The following is a 17,608-nucleotide window of genomic DNA, read 5'->3' on the forward strand; positions in this document are numbered from 1 at the left end:
GTGCGGTCCGGGGCCCCTCGTCGTTCCCGTGCGCCTGCTCAGGCGTTGGGGCGCTTGCCGTGGTTCGCGGCGTTGCCCTTGCGCGAGCGGCGCTTGCGGCCTCGCTTGCTCATGAGCTGCTCCTCCCTGTCGAGATCTCCGGCTCCCATCGTCCCACGGGGTGACGGGTGCTCAAGGTCGGGTGCGGCCCGCCCGATGCGGGCTGGGTGACGATCGTGGAGAGCACCCCGGCGGCCGACGCGCGGGGGGCGGGCCGGGACGGTGCCGAACCGCTCATCACGCCCTACCTGCGGGCCCTGGTGGAGCTGCGCGGCTCCGACCTGCACTGCAAGGCGGGCTCGCCGCCGCGGGTGCGCATCGACGGCAGGCTGCGCCAGCTGCAGGCGCCGGCGCTGACGGCCGGCGACACCGAGGAGATGCTGCGGCAGATCCTGCGCCCGGACCTGGTGGAGGAGTTCGCGCGCACGAGCGAGGCGGACTTCGCGCACAGCCTGCCCGGCGGCGGTGGCCGCTTCCGCGTCAACGCGTTCCGCCAGCGCGGGGCGGTGGGCCTGGTGCTGCGGCGGGTGGCGGCGCAGGCCGTGCCGCTGTCGGGGCTGGGGGTGCCGCCGGTGCTGGAGCAGCTGGCGCTGGAGCACCGCGGGCTGCTGCTGGTGACCGGCCCCACCGGCTCGGGCAAGACGACGACGCTGGCGGGGATGATCGACCACGTCAACTCCACGCGCGAGAGCAACATCGTCACCCTCGAGGACCCCATCGAGATCCTCCACGCGGACAAGCTGTCGCTGGTCAGCCAGCGCGAGGTGCGCCTGGACACGGCGGACTTCACCAGCGGGCTGCGCGCGGCGATGCGCCAGGACCCGGACGTGATCCTGGTGGGGGAGATGCGCGACACCGAGACGGTCAAGGCGGCCCTGTCGGCGGCGGAGACCGGTCACTTCGTCATGTCCACGCTGCACACCATCGACGCGGCGGAGACGGTCTCGCGCATCATCGACTTCTTCCCCCCGCACGAGCAGAAGCAGGTGCGCCTGGCGCTGGCGGGGTCGCTGCGCGGCATCGTGTGCCAGCGCCTGGTGCCGCGCGCGGACGGGCGCGGCCGGTGCGTGGTCATGGAGGTGTGCGTCAACACCGGGCGCGTCGCGGACGCGATCGCCGACCCGGACAAGACCCACCTGATCACCGACCTGATCCGCGAGGGCGGGTACTACCGGATGCAGACCTTCGACCAGCACCTGGTGGAGCTGGTGCGCGACGGGGTCGTCACGCTGGAGGACGCCCAGCAGGCGGCGACCAGCCCGCACGACCTGGGGGTGGAGCTGCGGCGCCTGGGGCTGGTGGCCTGACGCCGCCGCCCCACCGGTGCGCGGCCGGGGCGGCGCCGGGGTGCTCTGCGCGTCAGCGCCGCACGAGCGCGCCGGAGCCGCCGCGCGGCGCGGGCACGCGGGGCCGCTCGGTGCCTCCCGGGCCACCGGGGCCCTGCGGGCCGTCGGGGCCGGCGCAGGGGCCGTCGGCGCTGTGGCCGGCGGCGAGGTACCAGGACAGCGGGCCCAGCGCGGGCGGGACGACGAGGACGGTGAGCCAGAACCAGTCGGAGAACGTCACGGCGTGAGCGTGCCCGTGTGCGCCCGGGCCGCCGAGTGGCAGCTCTGCCGATGTTCGTCGTCATCCTGCCAACTCCGCCGGGCACTGGCAGACTCCCCGCGTGGACTCCCTGCGCTCGGTCGCCGTGGTCGTCGGCGAGGACTTCTCCACCTTCGAGTTCGCCATCGGCTGCGAGGTGTTCGGCGTCGACCGCACCGGCGACGGCGTGCCCGCCTTCGAGTTCTCGGTGTGCGCTCCCGGCGGGGCACCGGTGCGCTCCGCCCAGGGGTTCACCCTCACTCCCGACCACGGCCTGGACCCCGTGGACGAGGCCGACCTGGTCCTCATCGGCCCCTCGCAGGCGCTGCGCGGGCCGGACGTCGCCGCCCTCGTCCCCCACCTGGACGCCGCCCTGGGCCGCGGCGCCACCGTCGCCAGCCTGTGCAGCGGCGCCTTCACCCTGGCCCGCGGTGGCTACCTCGACGGCCGGCGGGCCACCACGCACCACCGCTACGCCGCGCAGCTGGCCCGGGAGTTCCCCGCCGTGCGGGTCGTGCCCGACGTGCTCTACGTGCAGGACGGGCCCATCGCCACCAGCGCCGGCACCGCCGCCGGCATCGACCTGTGCCTGCACCTGGTGCGCGAGGCCCACGGCACCGCCGTCGCCACCGCGATCGCGCGGCGCATGGTGGTGCCGCCGCACCGCGACGGCGGGCAGGCGCAGTACGTGGAGGCGCCGGTGCGCCCGTGCGCCGACGAGTCCCTGCAGCGCGCCCTGACGTGGGCGGCGGCCCACCTGGACGAGGAGCTCGACATCGCCCGCTGGGCGCGCTCGGCGGCCATGTCCCCGCGCACCTTCGCGCGCCGCTTCCGCGCCGAGACCGGCGTCACCCCGCACCGCTGGCTGCTGGAGCAGCGCGTCGCCGCCGCGCGGCTGCTGCTGGAGGACGGCGACGACGGCGTCGACGAGGTGGCCCGCCGCTGCGGGTTCTCCTCCGCGGCGATGCTGCGCCAGCACTTCGTGCGACTGGTGGGCACCACCCCCACCGCGTACCGGCGCGCCTACCGGGGGGCGCGCGAGCCGCGCGCCACGCCGCTGACCGTGCCCACCCGGACCCCGGTGCCGCAGCAGGCGCCCGCCCGACCCGTCCCGGCCGGCGCGTGAGCGCTCCCGGTGGGGGCCGGTGGGTCCGGCTGCGCTCGCTGCTCGCCGACGTCGGCACCCGCCTGCACGGGCACGACCTGTTCCTCGTCTCGGCCGGTGTCACGTTCTACGCCGCGATCGCCCTGGTGCCCTCGCTCGTCGTGGCGGTGCGGCTGCTGGCCGTGCTGCTCGGGCCCGAGCGCGTCGTCGAGCTCGGTGACGCCGTCGGGAGCGCCCTGCCCGAGGCGCAGGGCGCGGGGAGGGTCGTCGGCGACCTGGTGCGCACGGCCGTGGAGGTCGGCTGGCTCGCGGTGCTGGTGGCGCTCGTGCCGGCCACCGTGTACGGCGAGGGGCTGCGCCGCGGCTTCGCCCGGGTCAGCGTGCGGTACCCCGAGCCGCCACCACCCCCGGTGCGCGGGCGCGCCGGGGCGTGGCGGGTGCGGCTGCGTGCCGCCCCCCTGCTGCTGCTGGCGCCGGTGGGGTTCCTCGCCGTGCTCGAGGTGGCCCCGTTCCTCGCCGGGTGGTTCGGCACCGGCACCGCCCGCACGGCGCTGGCGGTGTACGTCGCCCTCAACGTGGACTGGCTCGTGGTCTCCCCGGTGCTGGTGTACGTCTACCGGGTGCTGGGACCGGTGCGCGCCGGCTGGTGGGCGACGCTGTGGGGCGCCTTCGGCACCGGGGCGTTCATCTCCGGCTTCCTGCAGGGGTTCGTGCTCTTCCTCGCCATCCCCGTCGACCTCGGCGCCCCGTTCGGCGGTTACACGCAGGTCGGCGGCGCCGTCGCGGTGTGCCTGTGGCTGTGGGTGCTGACGGCGCTGACCGTGTACGGCTACGCCCTGACCCTGGAGCTGGAACGGCGCCGCGTGCCCGCGCCGCCGGCGGGCACCCGCCCCGCGGCCCGGCGCGCCGGCCTGCGCGGCTGATCCGCGGGCGCACCGCTCGCGGTCAGAGGGTGAACTGCCGGGTGACCGCGTCCAGGTCCGACGCCACCTGCGTCAGCTCCGAGACCGCCGTGCGCACCGAGGCGGCCTGCTCGGTGGTGCCGGCCACCGAGTCCGCCGCCGTGGACAGGGCCCCGGCGATGCCGCCCGAGCCGGCTGCCGCCGCGCGCAGCGTCTCACCGATCGAGGTGGTCGTGGCCAGCTGCTCGGCGACCGCCGAGGCGATGGTGGCCTGCTGCGCGTCGATGTGCGCGATCGTGCGGGAGATGGAGTCGATGTCGGCGCGCACCGCCGCCGCCTCCGTCTGCACGGCCGTCAGCGTCGGGGCGATCTCCTCGGTGGCCTGCGCCGTCTGGCGCGCCAGTTCCTTGACCTCCTCGGCGACGACGGCGAACCCGGAACCGGCCTCCCCGGCGCGCGCGGCCTCGATGGTGGCGTTCAGCGCCAGCAGGTTCGTCTGACCCGCGATCGCGGTGATCGTGCGCAGCACGTCGGCGATCTGCTGCGAGGAGCCGCCGAGGCGCTCGACGGTGCCCGTGGCAGCCTGCGCCAGCTGCACGGCCTCCCCGGCCACGACCGTCACACCGCTGGTGGTGGCGGAGACCTCGTCGGCGGCCGCGCGCAGCTGCTCGACGGCCTCGGCGACGTCCCGCACGCCCTCGGAGACGCCCCCGGCGTCACCGGCGACCTGCGCGATCTCCGCGGAGGTGCTGCCGGCGGTGCCGGAGAGCTGGGCGCTGGCGCTCTCCAGGCCGGCGGCGGTGCCGGACAGGCGCCCGGAGCCGCGGCTCATGGCCGTGAGCGCCTCGCGCATGCCGGCCACCGCGTCGTCCAGCGCGCGGCCCATCTCGCCGATCTCGTCGGCGCCGTCGTCGTGCGCGGTGCCCGCCGCGGACAGGTCCCGGTCGGCCACCCGGCGCAGCACCGCCGTCAGGCGGGTGATGCGCCCGACGATGCGGCGCACCAGCACGGCCACGAGCACCCCCAGGACGACGGCGAGCGCCAGGCCGGCCAGGACGTTGTCGCGCACCAGTGCGGTGCGCTCCGCGGCGATGCGGTCGGTGACGGCCGCGGTGTCCGCCTCGGGCAGCCAGCTGGTGACCACCCAGTCGTAGGCGGCGTAGCGCGAGACGCCCACGGTCTGCGGGCCGGAGGGCAGCTCGACGGTCGTCGTGGTGAACCCGCCGTCGGGCAGGTCCGCGGCCAGCTCCAGCAGGCGCTCCACGTACGGCTCGCCGTCGGCGTCGCGCGCGTCGAGCATCGCGTCGCCGTCCGCGGCCCCCTCGGGAGCGACCACGGCGGTGCCGCGCGAGGCGGCGGCGCTGGAGAAGACGGCGTACTGGCCGGTGCGGCCCACCGTCGCCTCGCCCAGCCGGGCGCGCAGGTCCTCGGTGACGTCGGCCTGCGGCAGCCCGGCGAACACCGCACCGGCGACCTCGCCGTCGATGAGCAGCGGCTCGTACACGGTCACGTACGGCTGGTCGGCGACGACGGCGGTGCCGTGGTACGTCTCCCCGGCGAGCAGCGAGGCCACGACCGGGGTGGCGCTGCCGTCCTCCTTCACGGCGGGGACGTACGTGCCGATGTTGCGCTTCCCGTTCGCGCCGACCACGGTCGTCGCCACCCGCAGCATGTCGCCGGCCTCGTTGACGCGCTGGAACACGGTGACCGGGGCGCCGGTCAGCGCGGCCACGGCGTCCACCGCCGGCACGGTTTGGGCGGGGTCGGTCACCTGGCCCAGCGAGGTGTCCCCGAACAGCAGCTGCGGCACGGTGACCTGCACGGCCTCCTTGGTGACCTGGTTCGTGGCCGTCCAGGTGGCGCTGCCCCCCAGGCGCGGCGCACCCAGCGACAGCAGCCGCTCGTCGGTGGTGCGCAGGTCGCCGTCCAGCTGCGACTGCACGGCGGCGGACTGGGTGGCCACCGTGGTCAGCACCTGCCCGCCCGCGTCGCGCAGGGACTGCTCGGACATCGCGCGCACGTCGCCGGAGGTGGCGTCGGCGAGGTCGCCGACCTGCCAGGCGGTCAGGGCGCTGAGCAGGCCGGCGGTGACCACGACGGCGCCCACGCCGGGGACCAGGATCTGCGAACGCAGGGAGCGGGGGCGGAGGGGAGGCACGGCACCCCATCGGCAAGCGTGGGCGGGACCTTCGTCCCACCCGCCGGGAGGTTCGCCGAGGTCACCGACCGGGGGTGCTCAGGCGCCGGGGCGCTCGCCGGTGCGGCCGTCGAGCAGTTCGCGCAGCACGTCGGCGTGCCCGGCGTGCCGGGCGGTCTCCTGCACCATGTGCACCAGCACCCAGCGCAGCGAGACCGCCTCGCCGTGGCGGGTGGTGCCGCGGTCGGTGAGCTTCAGCTCGGAGACCACCGCGTCGGAGGCGGCGCGGGCCCGCGCGTAGTAGGCGAGCACGCCCTCGGTGGTCTCCCACGGGTGGATGCGCCACTCCGCGTGCGGGTCCTCGGCCAGGGCCTGGTCGGGCACCTCCTCGTTCGCCCGCCCGAACGTGCGCCCGAACCAGCCGTTCTCGACCGAGGCGAGGTGCTTGGCGATGCCCAGCAGCGAGGTGCCCGACGGCACCAGGGGCCGGCGCAGCCGCTCGTCATCGAGGTCCTCCAGCTTCCACAGCACGGCCTGGCGCTGCCGTTCCAGGGCGGCGACCAGGACCCGCTTCTCGCCGGCCGTCTTCTCACTCGCCGTGCTCTGAGGGCTCGTCACGGTGAGCAGGCTAGTGGCCGGTGCCCCGCCCGCGGCCGGAACGCGGGAAGCCGGGACGCGGGAAGCCGGGAGGCGGGACGACCGGGCCGCCTCGCTACCGTGGCGCCGTGACGACGAGGAGCGGGGGGACGAGCGGGGGGGCCGCGGTGGCGGCGCTGCACGTGTACCCGGTCAAGGGCCTGAGCCCGCAGCCGCTGGCCGAGGTGGAGCTGAGCCCGGGGCGCGCGTTCCCCTTCGACCGCTGGTTCGCGCTGGCCCGTCCCGGCGGCGAGTACGCGCCGGGCGTGCGCCGGGGCATCTCCAAGCGGCAGTTCTTCGTCCTCGTCGACGAGGCCCGCCTCGCCGGCCTCACCACCCGTCTGGACCCCGCCACGGGTGCGTTCACCGTCGCCGTGCGCGGGCACGAGGTGCTGCGCGCCGACCTGCGCACGGACGCGGGCGTGCAGCGCGTCCTGGAGCTGTTCGCCCGCGTCCTGGACCTGCCGCCCGGCGAGCTGCCGGTGTGGGCGCACGAGGAGGGGCGCCGCTTCACCGACACCGCCCCCGGCGGCGACCGCGCGATGGAGCTCGTCTCCGTCCTCAACCTGGCCTCCGTGCGCGACCTCGAGCAGCGCACGGGTGCGCCGGTGGACCCGCTGCGCTTCCGCGCCAACGTGCACGTCGACGGCCTGCCCGCCTTCAGCGAGCTGGACCTGGTGGGCGGCGAGTTCGACCTGGGCGGGGTGCGCGTGCGCGGGGAGAAGCCCACGGTGCGCTGCGCGGCCACCGAGGTCGACCCGGCCACCGGCCGCCGCGACCTGCCCGTGCCGCAGCTGCTGGAGCGCACGTACGGCCACCAGCTCATGGGCCTCTACGTCGAGGTCGTCACCGGCGGCACGCTGGCCGTGGGGGGTGGGGTGCGTGCCTGAGGACCTGCGGCTGCGGGTCGCCGAGACCGAGGACCTGACGCCCTCGGTGCGCCGCTTCGTCCTGGTGGACCCGGCCGGCGGGTCGCTGCCGGGCTACCGCTCCGGCGCGCACGTGAGCGTGACCACCCCCGCCGGGCACCGGCGCAGCTACAGCCTCGTCGAGCCCGGCTCACGCGCCCCGCGGCGGTACGTGCTGTGCGTGCGCCGCGACACCGGCGGGCGCGGCGGGTCCGTGAGCATGCACGACGACGTCGCCGCCGGCGACGAGCTGGCCGTCTCCGAGCCCGCCAACGCCTTCCCGCTGCGCCGCGCGCGGCGCTACCTGTTCGTCGCCGGCGGCATCGGCATCACGCCCGTGCGCTCGATGGTGGGTGAGCTGCGCGAGCGCGGCGGCGCGGCCGTCACCGTGCTGTACCTGACGCGCAGCCCGGAGGAGACGGCGTTCCTCGACGAGTTCTCCGCCGACGGCTCCGTGGTGCACCACAGCGCCCTGCACGGCCGCCTCGACCTGTGGCCGCACCTGGCCGAGCCCGACGACGACGCCCGCGTGTACTGCTGCGGGCCCACGGAGCTGGTCGAGGAGGTCCTGGCCCTGACGGTGCACTGGCGGCCCAGCCGGGTGCACGTGGAGGACTTCGCCGGCGTCGACCCCCTGGGCGGGCGCCGGCTGCCGTTCACCGCCGTGTGGGCGCCCACGGGCGCGCGCGTGGAGGTCGGCGAGGACACCACGCTGCTGGCCGCGCTGGGGCGCGCCGGCATCGCCGTGGACGCCTCCTGCGCCTCCGGCACCTGCGGCACGTGCCGGCTGCGCCTGCTGGGCGGGGAGGCGGAGCACCGCGACCTGGTCCTCACCGGGGAGGAGCGCGGCGGCTTCGTCATGCCGTGCGTGTCCCGGGCGCGCTCGCGGGAGCTCGTCGTGGCCCCCGTGGACGACCCCGTGACCCCGGTGGACCCGGTGGGCCCCGGCGGCCCGGCGCCCGGTGCGCCGGTGCCCGGCGCGTCCACTAGGATTTGATCAGCCGGTTCAAGCAAGAGCCTCGTACCCCGTCGGTGGGAGGCCAGCGTTGACGTTCGTGAGCGACCCGACGACCCCGCAGCAGGAGGTCGCCGTCCTCGCGGACGCGGCGGAGGCGCTCTCCGCGGCGGTCGGCCGGGCCCGCGAGGTGGCGGAGGCCGGTGAGGCCGTCGTGCAGGCGTTCCTGACGGTGCTTCCCGGTCTGCGCGGCGCCAGCGTGACCGTCCGCCGCGGCCCGCGCGCCACCACCGTCGCCGCCTCCGGCGAGGAGCCCCTGCGCGGCGACGAGCTGCAGTACGCCGCCGGCGCCGGCCCGTGCCTGGAGGCCATCGCCTCCGGCCGCGCCGTGCACGTGCCCGACGTGGGGACGGACGAGCGCTGGCCGCACGTGGTGCGCCGCTTCACGGACCTGGGTGTGGGCAGCGTCCTGTCGATGCCGCTGGTGCCGCCGCAGGACCTCGAGTGGGCGGCCGGCCTGAACGTGTACGCCGTCCCCGGCGGCCTGCCCCCCGCCCACCGCGCCCGGGCCGACCTCCTGGTGGCCGTCGCCGCGGGGGCCGTCACGGCGTTCGCCCACCGGCAGCGGGCGGCCAACCTCGCCGAGGCCGTCGCCTCCAACCGCGACATCGGCGCAGCCGTCGGCGTCCTCATGGCGCTGCGGAAGATCACCCGCGAGCAGGCCGTGGCCGACCTGCGCCGGGTCTCGCAGCACGCCAACCGCAAGCTGCGCGACGTGGCCACCGAGGTCCTGGAGACCGGGGAGCTGGCCGAGCCGGGCGCGGGGACGGGGCGGCCGGCCCCGCGCTGAACCGGCCGCCGCGCTCCCGCCGTCAGTCGTCGTCGCGCACACGCGCCAGGAACGCCCGGGTGCGCTCGTGGCGCGGGGCGCCGATCACGTCGGCGGGGGTCCCGCGCTCGACGACGACACCGCCGTCCATGAAGACCACCTGGTCGGCGACCTCGCGCGCGAACGCCACCTCGTGCGTCACCACGACCATCGTGGTGCCGTCCGCGGCGAGCTCGCGCATCACCGCCAGCACCTCCCCGACGAGCTCGGGGTCCAGCGCGGACGTCGGCTCGTCGAACAGCATCAGCTTCGGCCGCATCGCCAGCGCCCGGGCGATGGCCACGCGCTGCTGCTGACCGCCGGACAGCTGCGCCGGGTAGTTGTGCACCCGGTCGGCCAGGCCGACGCGCTCCAGCAGCGCCAGCGCGCGCTCGCGCGCCTCGGCCCGGGCGACCCCGCGCACCCGCACGGGCGCCTCGGTGACGTTCTCCAGGGCCGTCATGTGCGGGAACAGGTTGAAGCGCTGGAACACCATGCCGATGTCGCGGCGCTGCGCGGCGATGCGCGCGTCCGGCAGCCGGTGCAGCCGCCCGCCGCGCTCCTCCAGGCCGATGAGCTCGCCGTCGACGCGGATGCGCCCGCCGTCGATGCGCTCCAGGGCGTTGATGCAGCGCAGGAACGTCGTCTTGCCCGAACCGGAGGGGCCCAGCAGGCACACGACCTCCCCGGCGTGGACGTCGAGGTCCACGCCGCGCAGCACCTCCACCTGCCCGAACGACTTGTGGACGTTCACCGCCCGCACGAGCGGCTCGCGGGCCGCGCCGGCGCTCACTTCTGCGCTCCCGGCCCGACGGCGACACCCGCGGCCGCGGTCCTCGCACCGGCGCCCTGGCCGAACCCGCGGCCGAAGCGCCGCTCCAGGAAGTGCTGCCCGACCATCAGCACGCTGGTCAGGACGAGGTAGTAGATCACCGCCGCGGCCAGCGCGGGCAGCACCTGGTACGTGCGGCCGCTGATCAGCGTGACCTGGTAGAAGAGCTCCACGGTCACCGGCAGCGCGCTCAGCAGCGAGGTGTCCTTCACCATCGCGATGACCTCGTTGCCCGTCGGCGGCACGATCACGCGCATCGCCTGCGGCAGGACGACCCGGCGCATCACCTGCCGCTGGGTCATGCCCAGCGCGGCGGCGGCCTCGTGCTGGCCCCGGTCGACGCTGAGCAGGCCGGCGCGCGCGATCTCCGCCATGTACGCGGCCTCGGACAACCCCAGCGCCAGCACGCCGCCGGCGTACCCGCCGAGCCACGCGTACACCGTCGCCTGGTCCACGGAGAAGAACCGCAGCTCCGGCGTGCCGAGGACGTCGGTGAGCAGGAAGTCGAACGGCACGCCGAGCGAGAGCCCGTCCGCGAACAGGGCCCCGAGGGTGCCGGTGAGGAACAGCAGCACGTACCGGGGGATCGAGCGGAAGAACCACGTGTACACCCACGCAGCGCCCGACAGCAGCGGGTTGTCCGACAACCGGGCGATCGCCAGCAGGACACCGACGACGACGGCGATGACCATGGCCAGCACCGTCATCAGCAGGGTGCCCAGCAGCAGGCCGCGGATGACCGCCGTCTGGTTCATCACCTCCAGGGTGAACGCCCAGTCGAACGCGGGGCTGGTCACCAGCAGGTGCGCGAGCATCGCGACGAGCACCGCGATGACCGCCAGCGCCACCCACCGCCACGGGTGGCGCACCTCCACCGCGTCGATCCGCCCGGGACGGGCGTCCTCGACGGAGCCGTGCCCGCTCACTGCGCCGGGTTCACCGGGAACTCGTCCACGGCGCCGTCCTGCGCGCCCCACGCCTCGATCGCGGCGTCGTAGGCGCCCTCCTCGGCGATGGCCCGGAACGCCTGCGAGATCGCCTCGGCGGTCTGCGTCTGCTCCTTCGGCACGACGACGCCGTAGGGGGCGGCGTCGTACACGTCGCCGACCAGCTCGATGCCCTCGGTCTGCTGCACGGCGTACCCCAGGACGGGGGAGTCGGCCAGCACGGCCTGCACCCGGCCCTGCGCGAGCGCCGCCGTGGCGTCCTGCTGGGAGTCGAAGGGGACCACGTCGACGGCCGGCTCGCCGGCGTCGGCGCACGCCTGCTGGCGGGCGGGCAGGTCCACGTCGGCCTGCACGGTGCCGTTCTGGACGGCGACGGTCGCGCCGCACGGGGAGTCCGGGTCGATCCCGTCGGGGTTGCCCTCGCGCACCGCCCACTGGGTGCCGGCCTCGAAGTACTGGACCATGTTCACCTGCTCCAGCCGCTCGGCGTTGACGGTGAACGAGGAGATCGCCGCGTCGTAGCGGTTGCCCTGCACGCCGGTGATGAGGGTGTCGAACCCGGCGTTCTGGTACTCGGCCTCGACGCCCAGCTTGGCGGCCACGGCGTCCATCAGGTCGATGTCCATGCCGACGACCTCCCCGCCGCGCAGGAACTCGTTGGGCGCGTACTCGGCGTTGGTGCCCACGCGCAGGACCCCGGAGTCCTGCACGGACTGCGGCAGCATCGCGGTCAGCGCGGGGTCGGCGGTGATCTCCGCCGCCGCCGCGGACGCCGGGGAGGAGGGCGTGGTCCCGGACAGGGAGTCGGACCCGCACCCGGCCAGGGCCAGGGCGCCGAGCGCGAACGTGCCGGCCGCGCCGAGCAGGGACCTGCGGGGGGTGCTGAGGAGCACGGGACGTACCTCCGGAGTCGTGGTGAGCCAGGACAGTGTGGACCACGCCGCGGGGCGCGGGTGCACGGCGGTCCACGCGGAGGGGGTTCGTCACGCGGACGTCACGCCGGGGCGCCGCCGCGTGCCCGGCCGGTCGCGCGCTGCCGCCGCGGTGTCGGTGGGCCGCGGCACCCTGGGCCGCGTGAGGAGCGAGGGTCGAGCCGTGCGCCGCGTCGAACGCGTCCCCGGGGCCGCGGTGGACCCGGGTGCCTGGCCGGACGCGGTGCCGGCGGTGGCGCAGTTGCTGCGCGAGGGGCTGGACCTGCCGGCCGGGGTGACGTTCCTCGTCGGTGCGAACGGCACCGGCAAGTCCACGGTCGTCGAGGCGGTCGCGGAGGTGCTGGGCGTGCACCCCGAGGGCGGCTCGGCCGCGCACCTGGCCGGGGCGGACCGGGGGCGCGGGGCCGACCGCTCCGGTCTCGCCGGCCGGCTGCGGGTGGTGCGCTCGGCGGGGCGGCGCGGGTCGGTGTTCTTCCTGCGCGCCGAGACCGCGCACCGCTTCTACACCTACCTGGAGGAGGCGGCGCACACCGGCGACGGCCCGCCGCGCCCGCACGCGCTGCACCGCGTCAGCCACGGCGAGGGGTTCACCGAGGTGCTGCTGCGCAGCCGGTGGGTGCGCGAGGCGTCGGTGCTGCTGCTCGACGAGCCGGAGTCGGCGCTGTCGTTCGAGAACCAGCTGCTGCTGGGCGCCTCGCTCGCCGCGGCGGCCGCGGAGGGCCGGCAGGTGCTGTGCGCGACGCACTCCCCGCTGCTGACGGCGCTGCCCGGCGCGCACGTGCTCCAGCTCGACGAGCGCGGCCTGACGCCCGTGGAGTGGGAGGAGCTGGACCTGGTGCGCGAGTGGCGCTTCTTCCTGGACGCCCCGGAGCGGTACTGGCGCCGCCTGCTGTGACGCCGCGCCGGTGCGCCCCGCCCCCGGCGGGTCAGGGCTGCGGGACGCCCAGCCAGTCGTACCAGCCGCTGTGCAGCACCAGCCACGCGAGCAGCCCGTAGCCGGCCTGCCCGGGGTGCACGCCGTCGCCGGCGGCGAGGTCGGCGTACCAGTCCTCGTGGTTCGCCAGCGGCCCGAAGGTGTCCACGTACACCACCCGGCGACGGGTGCACACGTCCGCGAAGGCGTCGGCGAGGTCCGCGATGCGGTCGTTGCGGTCCTCGTCGGCCACCGGGGTGGGGCCGACCACGAGCGTCGGCAGACCGCGCGCCTCGCACTCGTCGAGGACGTTCGCCAGGTTCAGCCGGCTGCGCGCCAGCGTGGTGCCCGCGTCGAGGTCGGCGTGCCCCAGGCCCACGACGAGGCGGTGCTCGTCGCCGCCGGCGAAGCGGCGGGCCGTCTCGTCGCGCCACCGGGCGTTCAGGTCGGTGGTGGTCTCGCCGGGCACGCCCAGCGGGTACAGGGTGATGTCGCGGTCCTCGCGGGGGGTGCGGGCCGAGACGCGGCCCACCCAGCCCAGCGCGCGCGGGTCGCCCACGCCGGTCACGAACTCGTCGCCCACCAGGCACACCCGCACGTCGTAGCGGCCGTTCACAGCTGGTCCTCGCGCACGGGTGTGGTGCTCCTGTCGTCTGTCGGGGGAGTGCGCGAGCCAGGGTAGTGCGCCTGCGGACCCGGCAGCGCCGCGACGTCCAGCAGCAGGTCGACGCACAGCTCCTGGTGCCACCGCGTCGGGCTCGGGCTCGCGAGCAGGTGCCCGTCGACGTGCTCCACACGGGGGTCCTCCGGCAGCGCGTCGTGCTCGTCCCGGGAGACCGGGCGACCGCCCTCCGGTGTCCTCACCGCCACGTGGTCCACCTCCTCCGCGTCGGGGCCGGCCCACGACGACGCCCCCGCCGCCCGGGTGGGCGGTGGGGGCGTCGGGCGCACGGTGCTCAGCGGCCGCTGCTCAGCGGTCGAAGGCCTCCGCCACGAGCTGCTGCTGCTCGGCCTGGTGGCGCTTGGCCGACCCGGCGGCCGGGGACGCCGACGCGGGCCGCGACACGCGCCGCAGGCGCGTCTCGGAGCGGTGGAACAGGTTCATCGCCACGTGCTGCCAGCCGCCCTGGTTGGCCGGCTCCTCCTGCACCCAGACCAGCTCGGCGCCCGGGAACTCGCCGGCGGCCTCCAGCAGCGCGTCCACCGGCAGCGGCGCCAGCTGCTCCACCCGCACGATCGCGGTGCGCTCGTCGCCGCGCTTGGCGCGCTCGGCGACCAGGTCCCAGTAGACCTTGCCGCTGCAGAGCAGGACGCGGTCGACCTCCCGCGGGTCCAGGCCGGACTCGTCGCCGATGACCTCGCGGAAGGTGCCGGTGGTGAAGTCCTCCACCGCCGACTGCGCCGCCTTCAGCCGCAGCATCGACTTCGGGGTGAAGACGACGAGCGGGCGGCGCGGGCGGGCGTACGCCTGGCGGCGCAGCAGGTGGAAGTGGCTGGCCGGCGTCGTCGGCACCGCCACCGTCATGTTGTCCTCGGCGCACATCTGCAGGAACCGCTCGATGCGGCCGGAGGAGTGGTCCGGCCCCTGGCCCTCGTAGCCGTGCGGCAGCAGCAGCACGACCGAGGAGCGCTGGCCCCACTTCTGCTCGCCGGCGGCGATGAACTCGTCGATGACGGTCTGCGCGCCGTTGAAGAAGTCGCCGAACTGCGCCTCCCACAGCACCAGGGCGTCGGGGCGCTCCACGGAGTAGCCGTACTCGAAGCCCATCGCCGCGTACTCGCTCAGCAGCGAGTCGTAGATCCAGAACTTCGCCTGCTCGCGGCCCTCGCCGCCCAGGTGCAGCAGCGGCGTCCACTCCTCGCCGGTGACGCGGTCGGTGAGGACCGCGTGCCGGGACACGAACGTGCCGCGGCGGGAGTCCTGACCGGCCAGGCGCACCGGTGTGCCCTCCAGCAGCAGCGAGCCGAACGCCAGCAGCTCGCCCCAGCCCCAGTCGACGCCGCCCTCGAGCGACATCTGCTCGCGCCGGTCCAGCAGCTGGCGCAGCTTCGGGTGGACGGTGAAGCCCTCCGGCGGGTTCGCCTGCACCCGCCCGATGTGCTCCAGCACCGAGGCGTCCACCGCGGTGGGCCGGGTGGCGTGCGGGGTGTGGTCGTCGGCCTCCTGCGCGCTGGGGCGCTCCAGGCCGCCGCGGCTGTCGCCGTCGCCGCCGCTCGCCTCGCCGTTGCGCGTCTCCGCGAACGCCCGCTCCAGCTGGGCGGAGTAGTCGCGCAGCGCCTCCTCCGCGTCCTCCACCGAGATGTCGCCGCGGCCGATGAGCTGCTCGGTGTAGCTCTTGCGGACGCTGCGCTTCTTCTCGATGAGGTTGTACATCAGCGGCTGCGTCATCGACGGGTCGTCGCCCTCGTTGTGGCCGCGTCGGCGGTAGCAGACCATGTCGATGATGACGTCCTTGTCGAACTCCTGACGGAACTCGAACGCCAGCTGCGCCACCCGCACGCACGCCTCGGGGTCGTCGCCGTTCACGTGGAAGATCGGCGCCTGGATCATGCGGCCGACGTCGGTGGCGTACACCGAGGAGCGGGCCGAGGCCGGGCCGGTGGTGAAGCCGACCTGGTTGTTGATGACCACGTGCACGGTGCCGCCGGTGCGGTACCCGCGCAGCTGCGACAGGTTCAGCGTCTCGGCCACCACGCCCTGGCCGGCGAACGCGGCGTCGCCGTGCAGCAGCACCGGCAGCACCGGGAACGAGGCGCCCGCCTTGTTCAGCCGGTCCTGCTTGGCGCGCGCCACGCCCTCCAGGACGGGGTCGACGGCCTCCAGGTGGGAGGGGTTGGCCGCGACGTAGACCTTGGTCCGCTCGCCGTCCTCACCGGTGAAGGTGCCCTCGGTGCCCAGGTGGTACTTCACGTCGCCGGAGCCCTGGACGGTGCGCGGGTCCTGCACGCCCTCGAACTCGCGGAACACCTGGCTGTAGCTCTTGCCGGCGATGTTCGTCAGGACGTTCAGGCGGCCGCGGTGCGCCATGCCCAGGCACACCTCGTCCAGGCCGGCGGTGGCCGCGCGCGAGAGCAGCGCGTCCAGCAGCGCGATGACGGACTCGCCGCCCTCCAGCGAGAAGCGCTTCTGCCCGACGTACTTCGTCTGCAGGAACGTCTCGAACGCCTCCGCGGCGTTCAGGCGGCGCAGGATCCGCAGCTGCTCGGCCGCGCTGGGCTTGGCGTACGGGCGCTCCACGCGGTCCTGGATCCAGCGGCGCTGCTCCGGGTCCTGGATGTGCATGTACTCGATGCCGACGGTGCGGCAGTAGGAGTCGCGCAGCACGCCGAGGACGTCGCGCAGCTTCATGTGCGCCTTGCCGCCGAAGCCGCCGGTGGGGAACTCGCGGTCGAGGTCCCACAGCGTCAGGTCGTGCGACTCGATCTCGAGGTCCGGGTGGACGCGCTGGCGGTACTCCAGCGGGTCCGTGTCGGCCATGAGGTGCCCGCGCACCCGGTAGGCGTGGATGAGCTCCACCACGCGCGCGGTCTTGTTGATCTGGTCGTCGTGCGAGACCGAGATGTCAGCGGTCCAGCGGATCGGCTGGTACGGGATGTGCAGGGCCTGGAAGACGCGGTCGTAGAACCCGTCCTCGCCCAGCAGCTTGGCGTGCACGATCCGCAGGAACTCGCCGGAGCCGGCGCCCTGGATGATGCGGTGGTCGTACGTGGACGTCAGCGTGATGACCTTGCTGACCGCCAGGCGGGTCAGGGTCTCCTCGCTGGCGCCCTGGTACTCCGCCGGGTACTCCATCGCGCCGACGCCGACGATCGCGCCCTGGCCCTTGACCAGCCGCGGCACCGAGTGGACGGTGCCGATGGTGCCGGGGTTGGTCAGGCTGATCGTGGTGCCCGCGAAGTCCTCGGTGGTCAGCTTGCCGCCGCGCGCCCGGCGCACGACGTCCTCGTAGGAGGCCCAGAACTCCGCGAAGTCCTTGGTCTCGCACTCCTTGACCGCCGGCACCATCAGCTGGCGGGAGCCGTCGGGCTTGGGCAGGTCGATGGCGATGCCCAGGTTGACGTGCGCGGGCTGCAGGACGGCGGGCTTGCCCTTCTCGTCCAGGGCGTACGCCGCGTTCATCGACGGCATCTGCCCCAGCGCCTCGACGATCGCGTACCCGATGAGGTGCGTGAAGGAGACCTTGCCGCCGCGGGCCCGCTTGAGGTGGTTGTTGATGACGATGCGGTTGTCCACCAGCAGCTTCGCCGGGACCGCCCGCACGCTCGTGGCCGTGGGGACCTCGAGCGACTCCTCCATGTTCGCCACCACGCGCGCGGCGGGGCCGCGCAGCTTCTCCACGGTGTCCCGCTCCGGGAACGCCGTCTGCGCCGGGGCCTTCGCGGGCACCCGGGCCGGGGCGCCGCCGGCCGCCCGCGCCGGGGCGGGGGCCTTCGCGGGCGCCTCGGAGGGGGTCGTGGTGCGCGCGGCCGGCGCCGCGGGGGCCTTCGCGGGCGCCGGGGCGGGGGCCTTCGCGGGCGCCGGGCTGCTCGCCTCCGCGGGCGCCGGGGTCTGCGCGGGGGCCGCGGCGCCGGTGTCGCGCGGGGCGGACCTGTCGCCCGCCGAGCCGTTCGCCGAGCCGTTCGCCGAGCCGTTCGCCGAGCCGTTCGCCGAGCCGTTCGCCGAGCCGGCGGTGGTGGACCCGGCCGGGTTGTCCGCGGGGGTGTAGTCGGCGAAGAAGTCCCACCAGGCTTCGTCGACCGAGTGCTTGTCCTTCAGGTACTGCTCGTACAGCTCGTCGACGAGCCACTCGTTCGGGCCGAACGTGGCGAGCTTGTCCTCGTGGGGCGAGGGCTGCTGAGGCACGGCGTTG

Annotated in this window: 17 protein-coding genes; 7 read left to right on the plus strand and 10 right to left on the minus strand. The window is 75.2% G+C overall.

Annotation, left to right across the window (positions count from 1 at the left end; translation table 11 throughout):
• Nucleotides 1–38: 38 nt before the first annotated feature.
• Complete coding sequence (locus MN205_RS22345) at nt 39–113, minus strand: 50S ribosomal protein bL37 (protein WP_099052597.1); 75 nt, start codon at nt 111–113, stop codon at nt 39–41.
• A 102-nt stretch (nt 114–215) separates the two neighbouring features.
• Here MN205_RS22345 and MN205_RS12190 point away from each other — a divergent pair, with 102 nt between their 5' ends.
• Complete coding sequence (locus MN205_RS12190; protein WP_374115932.1) at nt 216–1,346, plus strand: type IV pilus twitching motility protein PilT; 1,131 nt, start codon at nt 216–218, stop codon at nt 1,344–1,346.
• A gap of 52 nt (nt 1,347–1,398) precedes the next feature.
• Here the strand turns inward: MN205_RS12190 and MN205_RS12195 are convergent, their stop codons facing one another.
• Complete coding sequence (locus MN205_RS12195; protein ID WP_242127600.1) at nt 1,399–1,605, minus strand: hypothetical protein; 207 nt, start codon at nt 1,603–1,605, stop codon at nt 1,399–1,401.
• Nucleotides 1,606–1,705: 100 nt separating this feature from the next.
• Between MN205_RS12195 and MN205_RS12200 the strand changes: the two genes are divergently transcribed.
• Complete coding sequence (locus tag MN205_RS12200; RefSeq protein ID WP_242127603.1) at nt 1,706–2,749, plus strand: GlxA family transcriptional regulator; 1,044 nt, start codon at nt 1,706–1,708, stop codon at nt 2,747–2,749.
• Nucleotides 2,746–3,651: a YihY/virulence factor BrkB family protein gene (locus tag MN205_RS12205; RefSeq protein WP_242127604.1), complete on the plus strand. Its 906-nt coding sequence runs from the start codon at nt 2,746–2,748 to the stop codon at nt 3,649–3,651. The genes MN205_RS12200 and MN205_RS12205 overlap by 4 nt, the downstream gene beginning before the upstream one ends.
• Before the next feature lie 22 nt (nt 3,652–3,673).
• Here the strand turns inward: MN205_RS12205 and MN205_RS12210 are convergent, their stop codons facing one another.
• A complete protein-coding gene (locus tag MN205_RS12210) occupies nt 3,674–5,788 on the minus strand; it encodes a methyl-accepting chemotaxis protein (RefSeq protein WP_308220276.1) in 2,115 nt (704 codons plus the stop codon).
• A gap of 78 nt (nt 5,789–5,866) precedes the next feature.
• Nucleotides 5,867–6,385: a DinB family protein gene (locus MN205_RS12215; protein WP_242127607.1), complete on the minus strand. Its 519-nt coding sequence runs from the start codon at nt 6,383–6,385 to the stop codon at nt 5,867–5,869.
• Nucleotides 6,386–6,492: 107 nt separating this feature from the next.
• Between MN205_RS12215 and MN205_RS21900 the strand changes: the two genes are divergently transcribed.
• Genes MN205_RS21900 through MN205_RS12230 form a run of 3 tightly spaced genes read left to right on the plus strand, consistent with a single transcriptional unit; the run spans nt 6,493 to nt 9,116 of the window.
• The gene (locus MN205_RS21900) at nt 6,493–7,293 is read left to right on the plus strand and encodes an MOSC domain-containing protein (protein WP_242127609.1); all 801 of its coding nucleotides are present in this window, start codon (nt 6,493–6,495) and stop codon (nt 7,291–7,293) included.
• A complete protein-coding gene (locus MN205_RS21905) occupies nt 7,286–8,308 on the plus strand; it encodes a PDR/VanB family oxidoreductase (RefSeq protein WP_242127611.1) in 1,023 nt (340 codons plus the stop codon). Before MN205_RS21900 ends, MN205_RS21905 begins: the two co-directional genes overlap by 8 nt.
• Before the next feature lie 58 nt (nt 8,309–8,366).
• Nucleotides 8,367–9,116 carry a GAF and ANTAR domain-containing protein gene (locus MN205_RS12230; RefSeq protein ID WP_242127613.1) on the plus strand — a complete coding sequence of 250 codons (750 nt, stop codon included), beginning with the start codon at nt 8,367–8,369 and terminating at the stop codon, nt 9,114–9,116.
• A gap of 22 nt (nt 9,117–9,138) precedes the next feature.
• Here the strand turns inward: MN205_RS12230 and MN205_RS12235 are convergent, their stop codons facing one another.
• The 3 genes from MN205_RS12235 to MN205_RS12245 are packed head-to-tail and all read right to left on the minus strand — an operon-like array spanning nt 9,139 to nt 11,806.
• Nucleotides 9,139–9,927, minus strand: coding sequence for an amino acid ABC transporter ATP-binding protein (locus MN205_RS12235; RefSeq protein ID WP_308220277.1), 789 nt, complete (start codon nt 9,925–9,927; stop codon nt 9,139–9,141).
• Complete coding sequence (locus MN205_RS12240) at nt 9,924–10,892, minus strand: amino acid ABC transporter permease (RefSeq protein ID WP_242127615.1); 969 nt, start codon at nt 10,890–10,892, stop codon at nt 9,924–9,926. The genes MN205_RS12235 and MN205_RS12240 overlap by 4 nt, the downstream gene beginning before the upstream one ends.
• The gene (locus MN205_RS12245) at nt 10,889–11,806 is read right to left on the minus strand and encodes an ABC transporter substrate-binding protein (RefSeq protein WP_242127617.1); all 918 of its coding nucleotides are present in this window, start codon (nt 11,804–11,806) and stop codon (nt 10,889–10,891) included. The genes MN205_RS12240 and MN205_RS12245 overlap by 4 nt, the downstream gene beginning before the upstream one ends.
• A 181-nt stretch (nt 11,807–11,987) precedes the next feature.
• Here MN205_RS12245 and MN205_RS21910 point away from each other — a divergent pair, with 181 nt between their 5' ends.
• Nucleotides 11,988–12,740: an AAA family ATPase gene (locus MN205_RS21910; RefSeq protein WP_242127619.1), complete on the plus strand. Its 753-nt coding sequence runs from the start codon at nt 11,988–11,990 to the stop codon at nt 12,738–12,740.
• Nucleotides 12,741–12,771: 31 nt separating this feature from the next.
• Here MN205_RS21910 and MN205_RS12255 read toward each other — a convergent pair whose 3' ends face one another.
• From MN205_RS12255 to MN205_RS12265, 3 genes are all read right to left on the minus strand, one after another.
• The gene (locus MN205_RS12255; RefSeq protein WP_242127621.1) at nt 12,772–13,374 is read right to left on the minus strand and encodes a GDSL-type esterase/lipase family protein; all 603 of its coding nucleotides are present in this window, start codon (nt 13,372–13,374) and stop codon (nt 12,772–12,774) included.
• Nucleotides 13,371–13,628, minus strand: coding sequence for a hypothetical protein (locus MN205_RS12260; RefSeq protein ID WP_242127623.1), 258 nt, complete (start codon nt 13,626–13,628; stop codon nt 13,371–13,373). The genes MN205_RS12255 and MN205_RS12260 overlap by 4 nt, the downstream gene beginning before the upstream one ends.
• Before the next feature lie 100 nt (nt 13,629–13,728).
• Entirely contained in the window at nt 13,729–17,601 is a 3,873-nt protein-coding gene (locus tag MN205_RS12265) for a multifunctional oxoglutarate decarboxylase/oxoglutarate dehydrogenase thiamine pyrophosphate-binding subunit/dihydrolipoyllysine-residue succinyltransferase subunit (RefSeq protein ID WP_242127625.1), read from the minus strand.
• Nucleotides 17,602–17,608 lie beyond the last annotated feature (7 nt).

The sequence above is a fragment of the Kineococcus sp. TRM81007 genome (assembly GCF_022669155.1).
In the GTDB taxonomy this organism is placed as follows: domain Bacteria; phylum Actinomycetota; class Actinomycetes; order Actinomycetales; family Kineococcaceae; genus Kineococcus.